The sequence below is a fragment of the Streptomyces sp. NPDC088733 genome, assembly GCF_044751185.1.
Classification (GTDB): domain Bacteria; phylum Actinomycetota; class Actinomycetes; order Streptomycetales; family Streptomycetaceae; genus Actinacidiphila.
The window spans coordinates 1-19851 of record NZ_JBIVLH010000041.1; the positions used below are offsets into that span (position 1 = coordinate 1).

The following is a 19851-nucleotide window of genomic DNA, read 5'->3' on the forward strand; positions in this document are numbered from 1 at the left end:
CGGCCTTCGCCGGCAGGGTTTGCGGATGCGGGAAACACGGGCCCTTCGGCCGCAATGGGGTTGCCCGTTAATGCGGGGCGCTGCGCGCCCGGATTGACGGGACGGCAGGTCCGCTTCGCTCCCCTGCCTTGGGCCCTCCGGCTTCGCCTGCGGGCCTGCTGCCCGCTGGCGCGGGCACGGCTGGCTACGGGGCGGGGGGCTGCTGACTGGCAGTCGCCTGGTGACCAGTCAGCAGCCCCCCGCACTTGCGGGTGAAGTTGCCGAAATCCCGGGACGGTGACTTCCGTGGCTGGGATGGTGGGAACGGTGCCCCCGAGCGTTAGGACTGCTGGCCCTCCACTCGGTGATCGGGAGGTCTCTGTGCATCAAAGGGTCCGGGATAAACTCTACAGCTAGAGCCCACTGCCTCTGTTGGGGCCCGGGTCTGCGGGAGGAGTGGATCTTATGTCCAGTCAGTACCGGCTTCATCCCCACCAGATCGAGGCGGTGGATGCGGTGGTCCGTGCACTGCAGGCGACTGCGGAAGGGCCGGTATCTGAGGGCGGGTTGCGCGCTCAGGTCGTTGCGGCCACTGGGACGGGCAAGAGCTTGATCGCGGTGCACGCCGCGTACGAGCTCCGCGCCGAGCGGGTGCTGGTTCTGGTGCCCACTCTCGATCTGCTCGCTCAGATGGCCACCGTGTGGCGGGAAGGCGGGCGCACCGGTCGGTTGTTCGGGGCGTGTTCGCTGTCTGAGGGTGATGCGCTGGGGATGCCGTGCACCACGGACCCTGTCGAGTTGGTGCGGTGGCTCGATGGTGGGGGGCGGGTCACGCTGTTCGCCACGTATGCGGCGGTGGGGCTCGGGGTCCTGGAGCGTGCGCATGCGGCGGGGCTGGGTGCGTGGGATCTGGTGGTGGTCGATGAGGCGCACCGCACGTCGGGGGCGTTGGGCAAGCCGTGGGCGGGGGTTCATGACAACGGGCGGCTGCCGGCAGCTCGTCGGCTGTATATGACGGCGACTCCGCGGTTGTGGGAGGTCGCTGCTGCGGAGCCGGCCGACTCGTCCGGCGAAGCCGGCCGTGCGCATGGTGGGCCGGGGCGGGTGGTGGCGTCGATGGATGACGAGGCCGTGTTCGGGCCCGTGGTCTACCGGCTGACGTTGTCGGACGCGGTCGAGCGGGGCTTGATCGCGCAGTACCAGGTCGTGTGCGTGGACATCGCCGACCCGCAGCTCCAGGCGGCGCTGCTGATCGGGCAGGACGCCCGCACCGATACCGTCCGAGGGGCCCGCCTGGCCGCGCTGCAGACCGCCGTGCTGAAGACCGGGGCCGAGCAGAAGCTGCGCCGGATGCTGACATTTCACTACCGCACAAGCGAAGCCGAGGCCTTCGCCAGCGGCCTGCCGGCCGTGGCCAAAGCCCTGTGGGACAGCGACCCCGAGGCGTACCCGGAGCCAGGCTCGGTCTGGGCGCAGTGGCTGTACGGGGAGCACAAGCCCTCTTACCGGCGCCGGGTGCTGGGCGAGTTCACCGCAGGCGCCACCGCCGAGGGTGCGGTGATGGAGCGGTGCGTGCTGGCTTCGGTGCGGGTGCTGGGCGAGGGCGTGGACACCAAGAACTGTGATGCGGTGGTCTTCGCGGACGTCCTCGGCTCCACGGTCGACATCGTCCAGGCCGTCGGCCGGGCCCTGCGCATGCAGCCCGGCGAAGGCAAGGTGGCCAGCCTGGTCGTCCCGGTCTTCCTCAGCCCGGGCGAGGAGCCCGATGACATGCTCTCCTCCCGCTCCTACGAAGGCCTGATCAAAGTCCTCACCGCGCTGCGGGCACATGACACCGAGGCCGTCGAGCAGCTGGCCACCCCTCAGGCAGCGTCCCGGCGTGCGGCCGCCCCGGCTGGGGCGGCGGGTGGAGGGCAGGGTGCGGTCGGAGGTGTCAGTGCGCCGGCAGGCGGGCTGCTGGCGTTCTCCGCACCCCGGAACCCCGCGCAGCTGGCAGCGTTCATCAGCCTGCGGGTACTGCAGCCGGAAACCGAGTTCTGGCGGCGCGGCCTGCAAGCCGCACTCGCCTACCACGGCGACTACCACGACCTCCGCGTCCCCTACGGCCACCGCACCCCAGACGGCTTTCCCCTCGGTGTGTGGATCACCCGTCAGCGCCAGGCTCACACCCGCGGCCGCCTCGACACCGAACGCGTGAAGCAGCTCGACGAGCTCGGCATGATCTGGAACCACGCCGACGTGGCCTTCGCCGAAGGCTTGGCCGCCGCCCGCGGCTGGGCCGCCGAACACGGCCACCTCCTCGCCCCCACCGACGCCACCTGGCAGGGCCACCCCATCGGGCAATGGCTGAAGAACCAACGCGCAGCAGCCCGCCGCAGCACCACAGCCGGTGCTGGGAAGGCCGCGAGGCTGGAACGGGAGCGGAGGCAGGCGCTCGAGGAGATCGACCCCGCCTGGTGCCCCGCGTGGCCCGTGGTGTGGCAGAGGTGTTTCCACCTCGCCCGCATTTACTACGCCGCCGGCGGCGCCCTACCCGATCGGGATGGCCAGCTCATCGTCCAAGGCGAGGACATCGGCAGCTGGGCCCAAGCCCAGCGAACCCAGTGGGACACCCTCACCACCGTCCAGCAATGGCTCCTGACCGAGGTCCTCGGCATCACCGCCGCAACAGAGAAGCGGGCACCGGCCCCGAGGGCTGCAAAGCCGAAACGCACCCGGGCACAGATCTGGGCCGCCAACCTCACCGCCGCCCGCCAATACGCCGAACGTGAGGGCCACCTCAACGTCCCCCGATCCCACGTCGAGGACGTCGCCGGCACCGGCCACGCTCTTGGCGTCTTCATCGCCAATCAGCGGGCCCGACGTACCGGCCTCGCCCCCGAACGCATCGCAGAACTCACCGCACTCGGCATGCGCTGGAGCTGAACGGGTCAATGTGGGTGGGCCGTGGTGTCCAAGAGGCGTGGCATGATCCGACCCATGAGTGAGCGTTCGCTGTCGCCGCACTGGCTCTCGTCATGGGCCAGCACCGTCTCCGATGCCCTCAACCACATGACAGAAGGCTTCGAACGCAGGCACGGCTATCCCCCGGGGACCAATCTAGTGCGGTCAGCCGACCAGGACGACCAAGACGCTGCGCGTGCTCTGGCCCATGATGCACAGGCACCGGATGACCTGATCACCCTCTACGACAGCATCGGCGAGATCGCGTGGAGCGACGTCGGCAACGGCTACTTCCTCCACTCGGCCGGTGACACCCGCGAAATGCTCGCGGCGTACGGAGCCATCCCCATCGGCAACAACGCAGAACCGTACGGGCTGGTGATCGGCACAGACGGCGGAGGCCGCAACTACATCACCGACCGCCAAGGGGTCATCTGGCGTACTCGGACAGCAACGCTGGACGAACCCGAACTCGACCAGGTCGCCAATGACCTGCAGCACTTCCTGGAACAACTCCAGGAGTCCTTGACACGGTTCATCGCCACCGGTGAACCGGGACGCCTCTAAGTTGTCTCGATATCCCCACCTGCAGGCATCGCGGGTCACGACGTTGTAACCGCTCCTGCCACGCGCGGGCGGGCCGGGCCGAGGACCTCGTCAGACTCCCACCGGGCGGGCACGGGGGTTGCCAGCCGGACCGCCGGGCGGCTCTGGCAGTGCTTGCCCGTCCCTGTCGGCAGGGCTCCGGTGGACACCTCGGGCACCGCTTGGGCGCGACCGTCGACGGCACTGGCCAGGCTCTTGGCATCTTCATCGCCAACCAACACGCCCGAGAAGCCACCCTCGCCCCCGAGCGGGTTGCCGAGCTGACCGTGCTCGGCATGCGCTGGAGCTGAGCACTTGAGATCACCGCGTTCTTCGTAGGTGATCGCCAGTGGCAGGTCTGGCGAGACCAGCAGTCGGCTGGGATATGAGGAGAGTATCCGGGGTCAGATGATCCGGATGCCCAGCCCGGCCTGCCACCAACTACTAATCTGGCACGAAACGGTAGATCACTAGTAGTTGTAGTAGTTCGATCCGTTCGATTCTTCGTCAGGAGCCTAAGGAGCAGCGGTAGCCTCAGCGTTCCGCTGCTCACGGTCCAGCCGGCTCTGCCGAAGGGCCATCATCTTAGCCGGCGCCTGATAGACCTCCTGGAGGATTTCGTCCATCAGGCTCACGATGGCCTCGGCGTCCTCCGGCGGCATCGGCTCATCTCCCAGGTCGCCGTGCGCGATCTCGTTACCGCCCTCACGGATCTCGTGGGCCAACTGCCGTGTGAACTCGCGGATGTGCCCCTGCTCGCACAACTTGTCGATCTTCTGCACGAGCGGCCCACCCGTGATGCCCTTCTCCTTGGCGGTGGCCTCCACCACGGCGCGCGCCAGGGCTACCGCCCCGCGGTATGCCTGTATGGACAGGCAAGCGTGAGCCTCACTCGCGGTCCCCGCGATTTGGTCGGGAACCCCGGGGTACTCCGGCCTGCTGACTTTGGCGGGGTGCCAGAACAGTTCGTCCCTCAGGAATTCGACCTTCGGGTTGGTGTAGGCGGTGCTTTGGAAGCGCCAAGCAACCGAGATGCGCTCGCAGTTCTCGTTCGCACACGTGAAGGCGGCGGTGTACGTGTACCGCCTGTTGGCCACGTATCCCGGCGAGGGCACCAGGGCGGGTCCGTGGACCAGGGTCATGTGGGTGCGGTCGCCGCACCAGCCGCAGATTGTGCTTGCCATGACGGAGACGATACGCAGGCCCACCGACACTTAACACACGTTATGCGCTTCGTCAGGAACGATCCTGAGCGTCGCTCGCGACACGCGTACCGCGAATCGCCTCAAGTCCCCAACTGTCCAGTGCTGGACAGGGTATGTTCAGTGATGAACACAGAAAGGGGGCGGATCCTTGTTCAGCACCTACGCCGTGCTCATCGAAGCGGCAGGCCAACCTGACGTCTGCATCGGACCGTTCATCTCCAAGACCAACGCCAAGCGCTTCGCCGCGCGACTCCGTGAGGTCGCCCGTAAGCGCCTGTACGAGGCCAGCATCACGGTGCAGACCGCGAACCCCTCGCGACCTCACCTGGAGCCGCGCCTACCGACCGACCCCTGGACCGTCGAACGCCTCCTCCAGGCCGAGCGCCAGGAGCTGGAGGGCACCGACACCGAGAAGTTCCCCGACCTGTTCGCCCGCCTGTACGCACAGATCGGACCCGAGGCGGTCGTGGACGTCTTCCAGATCGCAGACGGATGGGCCGGCCGCCCTGACACCCGTGACCAGCTGATCGCGGCGGCCGAGGACTGGCGCGGCCAGCGGGAGGACTCCACCGACGCCCTCCAGTCCGTAGCCGTAGAACTCTGGCGGGACGGGCTGGAGAACGTCCAGGAGATCCGGCAGATCACCGGCCTGTCGCGGACGACCATCTACGCCGTGCTCCGCGGCCGCGGAATCGACCCGACTACACGTTCCACAGAACTGCTGCCCGACGTGGAACGCCTCCGTGCCGGCGTCGCGAACCTCCAGAACGCCCTGACCGGCAACGATCTCAGCGCCGACCAGCGAGCGCGGGTGGAGAGGGCTCTGCCTCGCCTTGAAGCCGAGATCGCCGATGTCCTGGCCATACAGAACTCCGTAGCCACCGAACAGGGGGCCTGAACCAGTGATCGACGTAGAGACCTGCGAGTTCGAGGCCAACCCGTTCACCGTGCCGCAGTGGAGGGCAGCGGCCTCCGCGACTGCTTCGACTCGCTCGACATCCGCCACGTCCGCTGGCACGAGAGGGTCGACGCGGACTACCCGCCCCTGACCCGCGAGGTGAATCTGTCGATGCAATCCCTGACCACCGAACCGTAAAAGGTGCACAAACGTGATGGGGCCCCGCCTGAGAAGGCGGGGCCCCATCGTCTTGCAGGCTGCTTCAGGACTCCGGGCGGAACGTGACCGTGCCGCCCGCCTGGATCTGCTCCGCGTACTGGGTCAGCTCCGGGTCCATGATGGTTCCTCCGCCTGTCCGCTGTGCCCAGACGCGTTGGATCTCCGGCTTGATCTCTTCCAGCGGCCTGCCCTGGTACTGCTCGGACAGGGCTCCGAGCGCGCTGGTCAGGTTGGACGTGAACTTCTGCATGCCCGCATTGATGGCGGCATCCACAGCGTTCTGATCGATCTCGAAACGGGCCATCGGAACCTCCTGCACACAGGGACCACCCAGCGGGTACGGGTCTCTGCGGCCCACGGCAGTCCGAAGTATCCCCACGCTACCGGCAGGCGCGGACACCGCAGGCGACCTGGCATCGTCGTCCAGACCGCTGGCTACGTAGGCGACTTGCAGGAACGGTTGCAGCTGGATTCGGGGAACGGTCGCGGCTGGTTGTCGTGGGAAATGTCGGCGAGATCCAGGAACGGAGCCGACGGCTCGCAGCGGTGCGTGCCGGCCGGATCTGCCGCCTTTGGAACGGATCAGGAGAGCACCCATTGGGGCGGGTGTCCCGGGTCGTCCGGACAGGTGAAGACGTGTAGGTCCCGGTCACGGCCGAAGCGGAGCCGGGTGGGCTGGGCGACGGACCGGCCGCCCCGGATCGAGGCCATCCCCTGCAGGGACGGATCGCGGTCTTCCGGCGGCATCCAGCTGTGCGAGTCAGGGTCCATCTCGTCGCCCCCGGCCGTCAGCAGGAGCCGCATCGGGGCGCCACAGGACGCGCAAGTGATGTCCATCGGGCCCGTCGACGCCCAGTTGGGAAAGCCGCCGACCCGCCAGCCGGGCGGGATCGAGAGAGCGCCCTGGTAATTCGGGGCGTTGCGGCCGCCTTCCGCTGCCTGGGCGTCGTCCCAGGCATCGATGCAGGCGATCAGAGCCGCGGGCAGCGTGTCGTCCTCCGCCCACGGATAGGTGTCCACCACCTCGGGGTGCACGACGCAGGGTTCGGGAAGTTCGTGCTCCCACCGGAGCAGCGGCACTTCGGACGCGGCGGCAAGGAAGCGGTCCGCTTGCTCCGTCTGCGCGGCCAGCCTCCACCGCAGGAGGTATCGGCGCTCCAGGTACGGGCCGTGGGTGCGCGGGCAACGGAAGAGCTGCACCAGGTCAGCGCCGCCGGGACCGGCGGCAAGGCCTGGGACATCCCGGCCGAAGAACTGGGCGAGCCCCACGAAGGGCGTCGGCCCGTCCTCCCCCGGGCTGCCGGCGCCGGGCCACGGGCGACTCCGGGGCCACACGCCCGCGGCCCGGGCGACGCGGATGTCCTCCGGTGCGTACCCCTCACTCTCGGGCTCGTGCGGCTCGCGGCAGACCGGCCACGGCTCGTCGCTGGGCCACAGCAACGGCCCTCCGACATGGCTGTCGTGCCGCCCGGGCTGCCCCGGCCGCGGGTGCAGGCGGGTCGTCCGCCCTCGGTATGCCGCCAGCTCCGGGAACACGGCCTCCACGGCAACCGGCCTGGCCGGCGTTGTCCTGGTCATAGGCGGAACGTACGCGGCCGGGAGCATGCCACGCGAACGGGTTACCGCGATCCCTCCCACGAGGACACCATGTCCGGCCAGATCAACGCGCCCCGGACCGAGCACAACCACGGTTCTGACACAACGTAGGCGTTCCCGAATCTCGGCAACATCACTTCCCGGATGAGGAGAGCGTTCCTGCCACTGAGCAACAGACGTTCTCGAAACCAACCAACAGAGCCAAGACCGCCAACGTCGGAAACGTCGAGGGGTAGGTGGACAACACTGGCGAGGTCATATTGCTCGACTGGGGTGGACGATTGGGCTGGCCAACGCCTGCAGCAAAGACATCCGGACCGAAATCGACAACGGTTGGGTGACTCGGAGGAAGCCGAAAAGTCCGTTTTCGCGTTCCGGTGTCACAGATGTGATGGCGGCCACACGCTACTTCGAGGCGCCGCCAAAGCCCCAGTTCGGAGGATGTGAACGCGGATCCCAGCGGGCCTTTATATCCCCCCACCGGGTGACCGCATGAACCTGAAAGCCCCTCACCGACCGCCGTCCGGTCCGTGGTTAGCGGACCCCCTCGGTACTCTGTTCCGCAGCACAAAGGGAGCCACTCCCGACCACACGGTTCCTAGGCCACGGTCGAAGGACTCCCAAAGTGCGACCCCGAACGATCCTCACGACAGAACGGAGCCTGAATGCACCAACAGTGTAGGCGGACGGCGCAGCGATCCCGCAAGCGCATCACCACAGCGGGCCATGCCATCCGCTCCGCCATACGCCGGCACCGCGCCGCCATCACGTTGGAGACGGTGAAAGGCGCCGCCTACCAGCTGGGCGAATACTCGGCCATCGTGCTGATCGCCTGGTGGCAGCACTATCGCTGATGCTCCGACAGGCACTCACTGCCGCGAGGGCCCCGCATCACGCCGGTGCGGGGCCCTCGGGCTGTCGTCCCAATTGGCCTGCACGTAATACGGGGCATCGCACTGCCGGGTGCGATGAGGTCTTACCCCAGACCGTTGCGTGCTTGGCCATCACGTCCGGACTCGTCACGATCCCCGTGACGCTTCATTCCGCCGTGGAGGAGCAGGGCATCGCGCGCTGCGCCATCCATGCCGAGGACGGCGGGCACATCCCGTCTCCGCGGCACCTGCGAGGTCTGCTGGCCGCCCGCTCTTGGCGGCGAGTTGGATTCGGATCGCCGTATGGAGTCCGGCGCCCCTGCCATCAGCACGCCGCTCCGGCGGGGCGCAGAGCGCCGAGTCGGCGGGTCGGCGGGTCCGGGGCTGCCCGCAGGGCCGCATCAGGGCCGATCTCAGTGGTGCAGCGCGACACCGCGATCCGGACCCCGCTAGCGGTGGTGTCTGGAGCGATTTTTGACGGGAGGGTACCCGGTTTCGGGAGGTGCGCCCGATGTAGGAGGTGACACGATTTCAGCACGGTGAAGAACAGGTGGTCCAAGGTGCTCCAATTGCAAGATCCCGCGATCGCGGCCGTCGTCACGGGTCTGGCGGGCCTCGTCGTCGCGGCGATGCGGTGCCGGGTACGGCTGGCCCGGGAGCAGCGGCGGGCAATGGCGGAAGTCGCCGGTGCGCTAGCCGGGGACGGTCGGGCGGTTCGAGCTCGGCAACGCGCTGGGGGCAGCGAGTGGTCCTTGGACCTGGGTACTGCTACCGGTCCTGGTCTGGAAGGCGCCGAAGGCTCGCAGTCGGTCAACGGGCGGCGCCGGTGAGCCACTCAGCGGATGGTGATCCAGGCGGTCGGATGACCAGTGCTGAACGTCGCAAGGCCATGGAGGATTTCTACCGTGTGCGGCATCCTCGCCTATTGGCGTACGTGGCGAAGAGAGTCGACGGTCGGCTGAATGCGGAGGACGTGTGCCAGGAGATCTGGCGGCGCTTCTTCGCAATCTTCGACGCGGTCCTTGCGGACTACGAAGAACCAGGACAGGCGCTGTACGGGATCGCCAGAAACTACATTCCAGAATTCTGGCGATCACGTCCCGGCAGACATGAGACGGCCACCGAAGACGGGGACCTGGCAGCCCTGCGCATGCTGGCCGAGGCGGTCCAGCCTGAACTGGCCCTCAATGCAGCCCTGTCACAACTCGACGTGGAGAAGGCACTGGCCACGTTGCCGAGGAGGCAGCGACAGGCTCTGTTCCACCGCTATACCGAGGACCTGACGGTGCCGACCACAGCCGTCGAGATGGGCATTAGCGAAAACACCGTGAAGAAGCTCCTCAAAACCGCAATGGCGACTCTGCGCGGGTTGCCTGCCTTGCAGTCCTACCGACCCGAGGCCATGTCACAGGAGGTGCGCAAGTGACCTACGACAACGACCGGAACGAGCGCCTCGAAGTCACCGAGGACGAACTGACGGCAGGCTTCGCCGCCATCATGGACGACCTGGACAGCCTCACCGAGCAGGAAACCGACGCTGTAAGGCAGCGTGCCGAGCACGCTCTCCTCGGCCACGATGCCTATCTGCTGGGTCTGGAGCTCCTGGACCGCAATGACCTGCCCGCCGCACAACGCTGGCTGCGCACCGCCGCCCGCTACCAGGTGCCCGGCGCCCAGGACGTACTCGCCGCAGCCGATGCCCGCGCCGGCGACTTCCGGCGCCGAGCCGTGGACATCAGCTCCCACAAGGTTGTCCCGTCACAGACATTGATCGCCTTCCCCACCCCGGCTTGTGGTGACTCGGCGCAGCACAGCCAGCCGGCAGAGCCTGATGTCCTGGCGGGGGTCACCGCCGCGGCGCGCACGCGCCAAATCCGGGCGGCGGCCCGCCAGGAAGCTGAGGCCATCGTGTCCCGGGCCCGCGAGGAAGCCGCCGAGGTCATCACCACCAGCCGCCGGGAGGCAGACACGATCCTCACCGAGGCACATCGGGAAGCCGACACGATCCTGGTCCAGGCCCGCAAGGGAGCAGACGCAGTCAGCACTGCGAAGCCCGAGGACAGCTCCGGTACGGGCCGCGTCGACCTCATGCACAGCGGAGGGAAGACGTTCTCCCTCTACATGCATACGGTCCGGCGCGATCGGCTTGATTGGCTTTCCTCCCCCTACACGAATCTGCCTAGAGAAGCCTGCTCGCCCAGGGAAATCTCCTCGTTGCCTGCGATGCCTTTGGAACTCCTCCGGTGCAAGCACCACAGCCCGGACACCGAGGACCTCAAGCGGTCCCTGGACTCCAGGGCCGGCAGCTTCATCTACACGTTCGACCTCGAACCGCTTCCAGCGCGGATGCAGTCGCATTCCGGGGAGGACGGTGCAATCTGGCGGGAGGCTCGAGCGGACGGCTGTGTGATCGTCTTCAGCCTAGGCAGCCCTCGGGAAGTGCTCGAAGCGTTGGGCAAGCGGACGGAGGCTCCCGCGGCACCATCGCAGACTCCTAGGGGGAGGAAGTAAGCGTGACGAAGCAGCAAAGGTCTCAGTAGGGGCCAGAGCGTGAGCGGAGCTCGGCCATGAGGCCTGGGCACGGGTCGCCCGGCTGAGCTTCGCCACGGTTTCGAACTAACATCGAACAATGCTTGAGGGTGGAAAGCTGCCTGTCACGGACGGCCCCGTGACGCGCGTGGCGCTGCCTGACGGGCAGAGCATCTACGCGGTCGTGCGCGGCCGCCGCCAGGAGCTGGACGGGTCATGCCTTCCCCCGTACGGTTTTGGGCACCGGCCCCGGACTGCTCCCCCGTAGCCGGCCAGGACTACTCCACAGTTCCCAGCGACTGGGCGAGCGCGCGTTTGTCCTGGTCCATAGAGCACCGTGTCGATGTCTCCGAGGCGGACCGGTATCTCGTGCACCGCGGCGACTGTCGAGCGGGTAACGGAGATCATCGACCCGTTGACGACGGACAGGCACAGGCGGCCCTCTGCCAGCGCGGTGCGATCCCGTGTCCCGTCTGCCGGCCCGACCGCGTACTGCTCTAGCGCCACTGACTGCGAGGCCGGTGCGGCCGTCACGGGCAGGCGATGGTCATCGCGGAGGAGCCGGGCTGGGGCGTCGTTGCGGGGAACGTGCACGGGCGAATGGACGGTTCGCCGTGGCTGAAGGTGGTCGCAGGCGACAACCGATCGGGCCCTGACACATTGGCTGTGGGGGCCGCCGCCGTCCCGGACAGCGACGGTGCCCACCGTGGTCACGGTCGATGTCGTTCATCGTGCGTGCCGGCCCGCCTCGTCCCTGCCGCTGTCGAACTCGATCACCAAGGCCGTGCAGCGCCTGGAAGCGCACCGCAACGCGGACTTCGGCACCATCCCCAAGCCGGATCCCGAACTCGCAGCGGAGCTCGAGGACTGCGCGGCCTCACGGTGAAAGGCGTCACGACGCAGTCTCCACCGGGGGCCAGACACAGTGGTGCGCTGCGGGCTGCGGGCTCGCCGTCCGGTTGGCCACCCCGCGCCAGCCGCATGGCGGCTGCCCTCGCACAGCGGATTCGGCTCGACGGGGAGCACGAACGTGGCATTCGTGAACGGCTACCAGCCGATGCACAGGCGGAGCAGCATCCAGGCCCCTTCCGTTGCGCCGCCCGCTGTCCCGTACCGGTCCCCGGGCTGCCGCAGTCCGGGATCCACGGGGCGTCACGGTTCGCCGAGTTCGTCCGTGTTGCCCTGAAAGTCACGCGGCGTAGTCACGTAAGTGGTAAATCCTTATGTATCGCAGGAAAGCGGACGGTACGACTGCGTGCCCGGCGGGGCACGCTCCGGACGCGGACACCTGTTCCATGTCCGTTGCCGGGGCGCTCAAGTTCGTCGCGGCCTCGCCTACCCGGGGGACGTCATGACCTCGACGGTCGTGAAACCTTTCTGCCCTGGTCCCGGACCGCACGGCGGTGCGGGACCGACGGCCAGCCCGCATGTGGGTGCCCAGCGGCAGGTGGGCATGCCGAGCAGGACTTGGGTGGTTGCCCAGTGGCTAGCCTGCCCCAGCATGGCCATCGGGGTGGTCATTGATCCATTCCAGGCCGCCGAGGTCAAGGCGGGAGCGCGCACGAGTAATGGCAACGTAGGCGAGGCGGGCGTCGGCGTCGTCGATCGGCCCGGGCAGGGGGTTGCCGTGCTCGTCGTGTTTGTCGATGTCCTTGGGCGGGTGGAAGTCTTCGGCGATCTTCACCTGGGGCCATTCACGTCCCTTGGCCTTGTGCACAGTGGACACCGTGACCTGCGCGTTCTTTTCGTCGACGAGGCGGTTGACCGCGGCCAGGACGGCGTCCGCCTCGTGCAGGTCGACGAGGTCGACGAAGGGCTGCAGGTCGCCGCCGGCGGGATCCTGCGCCGCGTAGTCCTGGACTTCGCCCCACGTGGTGAACAGCACCAGTTCCGGGTGAGAAGTGCGGCGGCCGTCCTGCAGGTCCCGCGCCGCGTAGGCCAGGGTGCGCAGGCTGTCCCCTCCCCCGGCCAGGGCGACCCGGCGGCCGAGGCCGAGAAGGCGAAAAACCTCGGCCATGGCGCCGATGTTGCTCCGGCACAGGACCGCGTCCGGCCTGGTGACGGTGTCGATCTCGGTGGGGATCGTCTCGGTGCCCTCCAGTCGGATCGGGGCGCCGGCGAGCGCCAGCCACCGGTTGGCCTCCAGAGCCAGCACGGGACCGAACCGGAAGGACCGGGTCAACGACAGGGCGGCGCCGTCGAAGCCGGTCATGACGTCCCTGGCGCCGCGCCAGCCGTAGATGGCCTGCGCGGAATCCCCGACCATCACCAGCTGGGCGTGGCCGCGCTGGTTGAGCAGGACCTGTTCCAGGACCGGATTGGTGTCCTGGGCCTCGTCCAGGAGAACGAAGTCGGCCTTGAGTTTCGGGTCGGACAGCGCCCACATCTTCAGATAGTGGTCGTGCTCGAAACGCACCGCCCCGGCGTCGGGATGTTGCAGGTCCGCCCAGGCAGCGCGGGCGTACGGCAGGACACGGCGGGCGAATTCGGCGTGCAGGTCCTCGGTGTCGATGCCGCGCAGCCGCGCCACATGCTGAAGTCCGATCGTCTGGTCCGCGGAATGACAGAACCGGGTCACGGTGCGCTGGACCGTCGACGTCAGCGCCGGAGGCAGCACGACCCGGTTCCCGACCTTGATCGGTTTGGTGATCCCGAGCGCCTGAGCGGTCTGCCGGCCAGGCACCCGCGGCCCGTTCAACCGGGCCCGATACCGGTAACCGACAGCCGCATAGGCCAGGGAGTGCGCGGTCTTGCACAGCACCAAGGCCGGGAAGCGCGTCGCCGCGTCCTGCGCGATCGACCGGTTGAACGCGACATACAGGCCACGACGCGAGGTGCTGGCGGCGAGCTGAGTCAGCGTGATGGTCTTCCCGGTGCCGGCTCCGGCTTGAATCACCAGATGATCCCCGCTGGCGAAAGCATCGGCCGCCACGGCCTGTTCGTGAGTGGGCTGCAGCATCAAAAGTACTCCGTCGAGCTGAACAGGGCGCGAGTGCGCCCAGAGGTCGGGTCAGGTCTCGTCTTCATCGATCACAAAGCCGCGCATCTGCGCTGGCGCCGCACCCTCGGCGGGGAACGTCGGCCCGCTGCCGGCGGTCGCCGACAATCGCTGCGCAGTACACCAGGGCCGGCTGGGCGGAGTTGCGGTACGAGCAAGATCGGCGACCAGACGTCACCCAGACCTCGCACCTGGGGCAGGCGGCGAGGACGATGGCGAAAGTCCCTCTCCCAGACTGAGCGGGGATGCGGGTGGGGTCAGGGCTAGGCTGCCCGGCCAGTTCGCTCGCCGTCCGGCGACCTATCTGCGGTGACGGGGCTTCAGAGGCGCCTTTTGAGCCGGCGCAGCCGGTGTCACCGGCACGGCTGTTGTCGGCGGAGACGTTGGTGGTGGAGCGCATGACCGCAGACGATGACGGCCAACACGCCGTATCAGCGGTATCGGGGCCGGTCCCATCGCCCAGCCGGCCTCACGTGCCGTACTGGCGTTCCCGTTTTCGAGTAACCGTTCGCGGCAAGGTGCCGGATCGGGTGACGCTCCCCCAGCCGCCCAAGGCTGGCGATCGGTGCTTCGGCGCAGGTCAGGAGGCCGGGGGCGCCGGGGGTTGATGGCCGACGCAGAGGGTGCCGAAGAGCTGGTCCAGCGGGGCGCCCAGCGCGTGGGCGAGGGCGTACCAGGTGGCGAGGGTGCCGATGGTGCGGCCCTGCTCGATCTCGATCAGCGTGCGGCGTGACAGGCCGGTTCTGGCGGCGAGTTCGTCGTAGGTCCAGCCACGCTCGGCCCGCAGCCGCGACAACTCCTGGCGGAGCGCGTCGAGGTTCGGGTCGGGCGGCGGAATGATCGTCACCGCTCTATCCGACGGTGCAGAACCCTGCCCTGTCAGTGCAGACCTCTGCCCTATTTGCCCAGACGGGCCACCGAGCGGCAGGGCAGGGGTCTGCACTACGGTGCCGCCACCGGCCCTCCCACTCAGGGCGCCGGCCGGACCACCCGTCATTCAGCAGGGAGGACAGCTCTCGATGGGGCACGGCGCACTCCCCCGCCCGGTGCGGCGCACCTGGACACTCGAGGTCCGTCCCATCCTTGGCGAGACAGACCTCATCTGCCTGCACTGCGGCCGTATCCCGGCGTCTACTGGGGCAGTCGCGACGCAGGCAGCGGTCGTCAGGCATCTGGCACAGCACGCACGCTCCGAACCACTCCCCGGCCACCTACGGACGTGCCGGTGCGGTGAGCACGGCTGCCAGTGGCATCAGCGCCACCGCGGCTGCGACGGGCCGATCTCGCTCCTGCTGACGCGCAGCACCTGCCGCCGCATCTGGCGTCTTACCGATGCGTGCCATGCCTGTGCGGCCGCCACACGGCACGCCGCAGCCGTTCGCGAACCCCAGGGAGGGGCGAGCGATACGGCGCTGCTGAATAGCAGAGCTCTTGCCAGGAGTGACGATCCGTTGCACGTGGTCGATCCGGAACTTGCGGCCGAGGAAGCACCCTGGTGGACCGATGGCGCGCTGTACGGGTGACGGCGGCACACACCCGCCCCCGGCGGCGGACGTCCACCGAATCGACCCCCGCAGGTCCACAACGCCGGGCACGCCGTCGAATGCGGCGTCAACCGGCTGAAGCGGCACCGGGCCTTTGCTACGCGATACGACGAACGTGCTGTCCGCTACGAAGCGACGTACTGGTCGCGGATCGCGACCACGTCTCAAGCCCACACCGCCCTGACCACGGCGTGGCCTGCTGCAGCCGCCCGCCCCTAGAAGGGTCCGCTGCACGATCGGGTGACGCTGCACGGCCAAGGCCCGGAACGCGGACGGTAGTCGCCTGCAATCGGTTCGCGTGTCGCTTACCCACGTGCATGGGGGTGTTCACTCAAGCCATCTCCTGTCAGCATTTTTTGGGGTTTGCTGATCAGTGGGGGGTTGCATGACGTCCGTGCAGAACAACGACCAGCGGCTGCTCGACCGCATCCTGGATGACCAGCACCGGCGCCTGGCGCCGGAGAAGGGTCGGGAGGACTTCTTCACCTTCTTTTCCGCCGACAAAGCGCTGCAGGACTGGGATCTCGACAACGACGAGATCATGGACGGCATCGTCGACGGGGCACACGACTGCGGCATCGACGGCATCTGGACCTTCGTGGACGGCCGGTACGTCACCGCTGACGCGCACCGATATCTGCCCTCGCGCGCCGGCACTATCGAGCTGGTCATCCTTCAGTCCAAGAGCTCGACGGGCTATCAGGAGACGGTGATCGAGAAGCTGCACTTCCATCTGCCTGAGCTACTCGATATGAGCCGTGACGAAGAGGCTCTGGCGCCGCACACGAATGCCAAGCTTCTGGACCGCACCCGGCGCTTCCTGCACATCCTCGAGGAGCTGGCCTCTTCATTCCCCCAGGTGCGGATCAAGGTGATCTACGCCAGTAAGGCCGCCGACAGTCCCCACCCGAACGTGAAGTCCAAGGGCGACCGGCTACGGCGGGAGCTGGCGAAGATCACCTCCGATGCCACCGCGACCATCGAGTACCTCAATGCCGCGGACCTGCGTGAACGCACCGCCCGCGGCGCCAAGGCCGTGGCGCAGCTGGTGTTCTCCGAGACCCCGATGAGCACCTCGCTGGGTGAGGGGTACGTCTGCCTGGCACGGCTGGACGAGTATTACCGGTTCATCACCTCCGACAACGAGGCGCTGCGGTTGGAGCTGTTCGAGTCGAACGTGCGGGACTACGCGGGATCCACCGCTGTGAACAATGCCATCGGTGAGACCCTCAAGTCGGGTACCGGCGAGGACTTCTGGTGGTTCAACAACGGCGTCACCGTGGTGGCCGATGCGGCCCAGATAGCCGGCAAGAAGATCGTCGTGAAGGATCCGCAGATCGTCAACGGCCTCCAGACCAGTCACGAGGTCTACGCCTACTTCCAAGACGGCGGACAGCACCGCGACAGGTCTCTCCTGGTCAAGATCGTCGTGGCACCGGAGTCAGGGACCGCCCGCGACAGGATCATCCGCGCCACTAACAGCCAGACACAACTGCCGGCAGGCGCACTGCGGGCGACAGAGCCCATCCAGAAGGACATCGAAGAGAGCCTCACCCACTCCGGTGGCTACTACTACGAGCGCCGGGCCAGCTACTACCGCAACCTCGGCTTCCCCCTCGACCGGGTCGTCAGCATGACGCGCCTGGCACGCGAGTTCACCGCGTTCGTCCTGCGTGAGCCGCACACCGCGCTCCGGCACTCAGAAGCGCTGCTTCTGGACGACCAGTACTACAGCCAGATCTTCACCTCCAAGCAGGACCTGGACATCTACCGGTTGTGTCTGGACGTGCACGCCCGCCTGCGCGCCTTCCTCACCCAGTACGCCGAGGACCACCCCTTGCTCGGGGAAACCCTGGAGAACTGGCTCTACCCCGTAGCCGCCATGTCCGCTTACGCCCTCACGCGGCTACGCCAGCCCGCCCCGCGGGACCTGCTCCATATCGACCTCGAGCACCTCAACGACGACCTGATGACCCGCATGACAGGAGTCCTCGAGCAGAACTTCAAAACCGCCCTGCGCCAGAGCAAAGCCGGCGGAGTGGACCGCATCGCCCGCACGCCGGACTTCACCACCAAGCTCCGCCAGGCCGTCATCTCTCAAGGCCGCTTCCACATCGAACGCTAGTCCGCCCGGCATTGGAAGGCTCTGTCCACCCCACGCAGGCGACGATTGACGGATCGCCGCCACCCGCCAGGGCTGAGACAGACCAGGTGAATGAGCTTGCTCTCCGAGGCGCTGTACCCCGATGTGCGGAGAGCGGCACCGATTAGCGGGAACGGTCATCACGCGTGCCACCATGGCGTCATGGAAGTCGACTGCTTGGGTATGCGAGCCCAGACGGCCCGCTAGCGCGCGGTCCGTTCTGCGGGAGGACACCACCCGCAGGTAAAAGAGCACCACCGGTGGACGCAGCATGGCAAGCCGGCCATGCGTTGCGGCTTCAGGGATCACTGATGCATTTACAGTCGACTCTCTGGAGCACCCCATCATGGACACTCACTGGACGCTTGTCCTTGTGGCACCGGTGCTCCTCGTTCTCACGGCGTGGATCACCTGGTTGCTGTTCAACCTCGTCATCGCCAAGTGGTACGGCGTTGAAGGGCTCAAAGCCACACCCGCCATCGCTCGCGCATTTAGCCCGCGGGAATGGGCGGTCCTCATCCCTCGTTTGCGGCAGTTTCCACCCGCCGCCTCGGAGACCGGCACGCCAGCCGGCCCTCCCGAAGCAGGCGTGGAACGGACCGAGGGCGGCTGCGTATGAGCAGCCGTTCATCTCACGAACGACGAAACCTCATTTCCGCACGTACGATCGAAGCCCTGGCTGTCAAACGTGCTTCTGGAGTGCGGCTTGGAAGGCCACGGGCGTGCCCTGACCACGTGCTGGCCCTGGCAGTGGCACTCCGGCATAACGGTTTGAAGTTGATCGACATTGCCACTGAACTGAACAGACGCGGTGAGCCCACTCCAGGAGGTGGGAGCTACTGGTACCCGTCACACGTCTCAAGGCTTCTGCGCACCCAGGACGCCCTGCAGATGCTCAATAGTGGAGGCCAACAAAGGTCAAGCTGAACCACCTGGGTGGGCTGTCGTAGCGTCGGCGGCCCACCCAGTTTGCCGTTTGCAGCCAAGGCATCAATCTTGCGCTCTCGCGCCACCAGGGTCGCTCCACGGACCTCGGCGTTAGCCAGCCTCAGGCTGTATCGTCCTCAGGAATTGGCTCGAACAGCTGCCCAAGGCGGTCTCGAACGATCCGCATGCGCGGAGGCGGGGGTGGCTTGGGCCAGCCGTTCTCGCGGGCTTTTGTCACTGACGCGGCCACCCAGCCACGCCACAGATACACCGGATCGTTCTTCGTGAGCTTCCAGTACCGGTCAAAGAACCAATCGCTGCGCGCCTTGTCGTCAAGCTCCGACTTGACGCCTTCGATGCGGGCTACAGCCTCATCGAAGGCATATTCGAGCTTGGCGCGCATCCACCAAAGCCCTTTGGGGCCGTGCGGCCAGGTGCTGGCCTCCGCGCCGTACCGCTGGTATGTCAGCTGCGTAACCCACTCGAACAGTCCCTTGCCGCTCTTGCCTAGGTTGCACGCCTCGCAGGCCGGGACCAGGTTGTGCCAGTGCTCCGACCCACCGTCCTTCACTGGGACAACGTGATCAATCACCTGCGACTCGGCACAGTCGCAGTAGACACAGCGCCCCATATTGGCGAACAACACCATCAATCGGACCCACATGTCCTGCTTCTTGCGCCCCAACTGCCCTCCCTGGCTCCCGAAGAAGGTAGCGAGCACCACTGACAACTACTCACCGACTCTTGGAGAGCCACCGCAAACTTGATAGCCAGTCCAATGAGCGGTGCCGCACCGAGGAGCAGCAGGCCGCCTCTGGAAGAAGTGGCAAGGATGCTGCCTCGGAGTGATCTGGGCTCGCTCGGCCGACGCCCCGCCAGCGTGGGCCGAGAAGAGGCTCAAGAACTTGGGTCCGGTGCGTCGCATTCGTCTACTTCGCCTCCCCAGTCGGGCTACAGACTGCGAGAGTTACCCAAGAGGGGTTGAGGCATAGCCGAGCAGGCAGTCCGCCAGCAGTAGCGCGGCGTGGAACGCCCGATCGCGTCAGAATTGCTCGTCTGCAGAGCGGTTCTGAACACACGTGGTCAGCCGACAGATCTCTTGCGTACTCGGGCGTTTTCGAGACGAGGTCGGCCGGTAGCGTCGTGATCGAGAGTGCTGAGCCTGGAGAGCGGGGTACCCATGGCAGACACCGAAGTGGACCTTCTAGCCCTCCGCGCTGCTTACGTCTCCAAGGTCGATGCTGACCTGGAGCTCATCGCGAAGGAATGTCATCGGATCAATTCAGACATTGCTGCGTTGCAGGATCAGCTCCGGGTGCTTGAGGGCAACCAGGCTCTCTTGACCGGCAAGTGAAGCGCCTTCGCCGACAAAGCCGACGGTATCTGCAGGGAGCATCGTCGGCGTTCTCCTTC

General features: G+C 67.1%; 19 protein-coding genes. 13 read left to right on the forward strand and 6 right to left on the reverse strand.

The genetic code is table 11. The features are described from left to right. Nucleotides 1–444 precede the first annotated feature (444 nt). The 3 genes from ACIP64_RS39560 to ACIP64_RS39570 all read left to right on the forward strand — a co-directional run bounded on the left by ACIP64_RS39560 (nt 445) and on the right by ACIP64_RS39570 (nt 3818). Nucleotides 445–2904 (forward strand): Helicase associated domain protein, encoded by a 2460-nt coding sequence (locus ACIP64_RS39560; RefSeq protein WP_401597161.1) that lies wholly within the window; start codon nt 445–447, stop codon nt 2902–2904. 54 nt (nt 2905–2958) lie between these two features. Then, nucleotides 2959–3489, forward strand: a complete 531-nt coding sequence (locus ACIP64_RS39565) for an SMI1/KNR4 family protein (RefSeq protein WP_401597164.1) — start codon at nt 2959–2961, stop codon at nt 3487–3489. Between the two features lie 200 nt (nt 3490–3689). Beyond that, nucleotides 3690–3818: a hypothetical protein gene (locus ACIP64_RS39570; protein WP_401597167.1), complete on the forward strand. Its 129-nt coding sequence runs from the start codon at nt 3690–3692 to the stop codon at nt 3816–3818. A gap of 204 nt (nt 3819–4022) precedes the next feature. On the opposite strand, the gene ACIP64_RS39575 is transcribed toward ACIP64_RS39570, so the two are convergent. After that, nucleotides 4023–4691 carry a DUF4145 domain-containing protein gene (locus ACIP64_RS39575; protein ID WP_401597170.1) on the reverse strand — a complete coding sequence of 223 codons (669 nt, stop codon included), beginning with the start codon at nt 4689–4691 and terminating at the stop codon, nt 4023–4025. Nucleotides 4692–4860: 169 nt separating this feature from the next. Here ACIP64_RS39575 and ACIP64_RS39580 point away from each other — a divergent pair, with 169 nt between their 5' ends. Both ACIP64_RS39580 and ACIP64_RS39585 read left to right on the forward strand, forming a co-directional pair. Next, complete coding sequence (locus tag ACIP64_RS39580; protein WP_401597173.1) at nt 4861–5610, forward strand: hypothetical protein; 750 nt, start codon at nt 4861–4863, stop codon at nt 5608–5610. Nucleotides 5611–5667: 57 nt separating this feature from the next. Next, entirely contained in the window at nt 5668–5808 is a 141-nt protein-coding gene (locus ACIP64_RS39585; protein ID WP_401597176.1) for a hypothetical protein, read from the forward strand. A gap of 64 nt (nt 5809–5872) precedes the next feature. On the opposite strand, the gene ACIP64_RS39590 is transcribed toward ACIP64_RS39585, so the two are convergent. Beyond that, nucleotides 5873–6133, reverse strand: coding sequence for a hypothetical protein (locus tag ACIP64_RS39590; RefSeq protein ID WP_401597179.1), 261 nt, complete (start codon nt 6131–6133; stop codon nt 5873–5875). Between the two features lie 278 nt (nt 6134–6411). Then, nucleotides 6412–7407: a hypothetical protein gene (locus tag ACIP64_RS39595; RefSeq protein WP_401597182.1), complete on the reverse strand. Its 996-nt coding sequence runs from the start codon at nt 7405–7407 to the stop codon at nt 6412–6414. A gap of 683 nt (nt 7408–8090) precedes the next feature. Between ACIP64_RS39595 and ACIP64_RS39600 the strand changes: the two genes are divergently transcribed. The 5 genes from ACIP64_RS39600 to ACIP64_RS39620 all read left to right on the forward strand — a co-directional run bounded on the left by ACIP64_RS39600 (nt 8091) and on the right by ACIP64_RS39620 (nt 11712). Beyond that, nucleotides 8091–8279, forward strand: a complete 189-nt coding sequence (locus ACIP64_RS39600; RefSeq protein ID WP_401597185.1) for a hypothetical protein — start codon at nt 8091–8093, stop codon at nt 8277–8279. A gap of 880 nt (nt 8280–9159) precedes the next feature. Next, nucleotides 9160–9723: an RNA polymerase sigma factor gene (locus ACIP64_RS39605; protein ID WP_401597188.1), complete on the forward strand. Its 564-nt coding sequence runs from the start codon at nt 9160–9162 to the stop codon at nt 9721–9723. Further along, on the forward strand, nt 9720–10808 hold the full coding sequence (locus ACIP64_RS39610; RefSeq protein WP_401597191.1) for a hypothetical protein: 1089 nt from the start codon (nt 9720–9722) through the stop codon (nt 10806–10808). Before ACIP64_RS39605 ends, ACIP64_RS39610 begins: the two co-directional genes overlap by 4 nt. A gap of 234 nt (nt 10809–11042) precedes the next feature. Then, a complete protein-coding gene (locus ACIP64_RS39615) occupies nt 11043–11327 on the forward strand; it encodes a DUF6233 domain-containing protein (RefSeq protein WP_401597194.1) in 285 nt (94 codons plus the stop codon). A 205-nt stretch (nt 11328–11532) separates the two neighbouring features. Then, entirely contained in the window at nt 11533–11712 is a 180-nt protein-coding gene (locus ACIP64_RS39620) for a hypothetical protein (protein ID WP_401597197.1), read from the forward strand. Between the two features lie 600 nt (nt 11713–12312). On the opposite strand, the gene ACIP64_RS39625 is transcribed toward ACIP64_RS39620, so the two are convergent. Further along, entirely contained in the window at nt 12313–13785 is a 1473-nt protein-coding gene (locus tag ACIP64_RS39625) for a UvrD-helicase domain-containing protein (protein WP_401597200.1), read from the reverse strand. 619 nt (nt 13786–14404) lie between these two features. Next, a complete protein-coding gene (locus tag ACIP64_RS39630) occupies nt 14405–14671 on the reverse strand; it encodes a helix-turn-helix transcriptional regulator (RefSeq protein ID WP_401597203.1) in 267 nt (88 codons plus the stop codon). Nucleotides 14672–15753: 1082 nt separating this feature from the next. Here ACIP64_RS39630 and ACIP64_RS39635 point away from each other — a divergent pair. Both ACIP64_RS39635 and ACIP64_RS39640 read left to right on the forward strand, forming a co-directional pair. Further along, nucleotides 15754–17493, forward strand: a complete 1740-nt coding sequence (locus tag ACIP64_RS39635; protein ID WP_401597206.1) for an AIPR family protein — start codon at nt 15754–15756, stop codon at nt 17491–17493. Nucleotides 17494–17857: 364 nt separating this feature from the next. After that, the gene (locus ACIP64_RS39640; RefSeq protein ID WP_401597208.1) at nt 17858–18130 is read left to right on the forward strand and encodes a hypothetical protein; all 273 of its coding nucleotides are present in this window, start codon (nt 17858–17860) and stop codon (nt 18128–18130) included. Nucleotides 18131–18559: 429 nt separating this feature from the next. Here the strand turns inward: ACIP64_RS39640 and ACIP64_RS39645 are convergent, their stop codons facing one another. Then, complete coding sequence (locus ACIP64_RS39645) at nt 18560–19123, reverse strand: HNH endonuclease (protein ID WP_401597211.1); 564 nt, start codon at nt 19121–19123, stop codon at nt 18560–18562. A gap of 495 nt (nt 19124–19618) precedes the next feature. Here ACIP64_RS39645 and ACIP64_RS39650 point away from each other — a divergent pair, with 495 nt between their 5' ends. Next, nucleotides 19619–19792: a hypothetical protein gene (locus ACIP64_RS39650; RefSeq protein ID WP_401597214.1), complete on the forward strand. Its 174-nt coding sequence runs from the start codon at nt 19619–19621 to the stop codon at nt 19790–19792. Nucleotides 19793–19851 lie beyond the last annotated feature (59 nt).

Excerpts from the sequence above, each read along its gene's own strand:
- ACIP64_RS39560 (WP_401597161.1), top strand. The coding sequence starts at position 445 with ATGTCCAGTCAGTACCGGCTTCATCCCCACCAGATCGAGGCGGTGGAT.
- ACIP64_RS39565 (WP_401597164.1), top strand. The coding sequence starts at position 2,959 with ATGAGTGAGCGTTCGCTGTCGCCGCACTGGCTCTCGTCATGGGCCAGC.
- ACIP64_RS39575 (WP_401597170.1), bottom strand. The coding sequence starts at position 4,691 with ATGGCAAGCACAATCTGCGGCTGGTGCGGCGACCGCACCCACATGACC.
- ACIP64_RS39590 (WP_401597179.1), bottom strand. The coding sequence starts at position 6,133 with ATGGCCCGTTTCGAGATCGATCAGAACGCTGTGGATGCCGCCATCAAT.
- ACIP64_RS39595 (WP_401597182.1), bottom strand. The coding sequence starts at position 7,407 with ATGACCAGGACAACGCCGGCCAGGCCGGTTGCCGTGGAGGCCGTGTTC.
- ACIP64_RS39600 (WP_401597185.1), top strand. The coding sequence starts at position 8,091 with ATGCACCAACAGTGTAGGCGGACGGCGCAGCGATCCCGCAAGCGCATC.
- ACIP64_RS39605 (WP_401597188.1), top strand. The coding sequence starts at position 9,160 with ATGACCAGTGCTGAACGTCGCAAGGCCATGGAGGATTTCTACCGTGTG.
- ACIP64_RS39615 (WP_401597194.1), top strand. The coding sequence starts at position 11,043 with ATGCCTTCCCCCGTACGGTTTTGGGCACCGGCCCCGGACTGCTCCCCC.
- ACIP64_RS39625 (WP_401597200.1), bottom strand. The coding sequence starts at position 13,785 with ATGCTGCAGCCCACTCACGAACAGGCCGTGGCGGCCGATGCTTTCGCC.
- ACIP64_RS39635 (WP_401597206.1), top strand. The coding sequence starts at position 15,754 with ATGACGTCCGTGCAGAACAACGACCAGCGGCTGCTCGACCGCATCCTG.
- ACIP64_RS39640 (WP_401597208.1), top strand. The coding sequence starts at position 17,858 with ATGGACACTCACTGGACGCTTGTCCTTGTGGCACCGGTGCTCCTCGTT.
- ACIP64_RS39650 (WP_401597214.1), top strand. The coding sequence starts at position 19,619 with ATGGCAGACACCGAAGTGGACCTTCTAGCCCTCCGCGCTGCTTACGTC.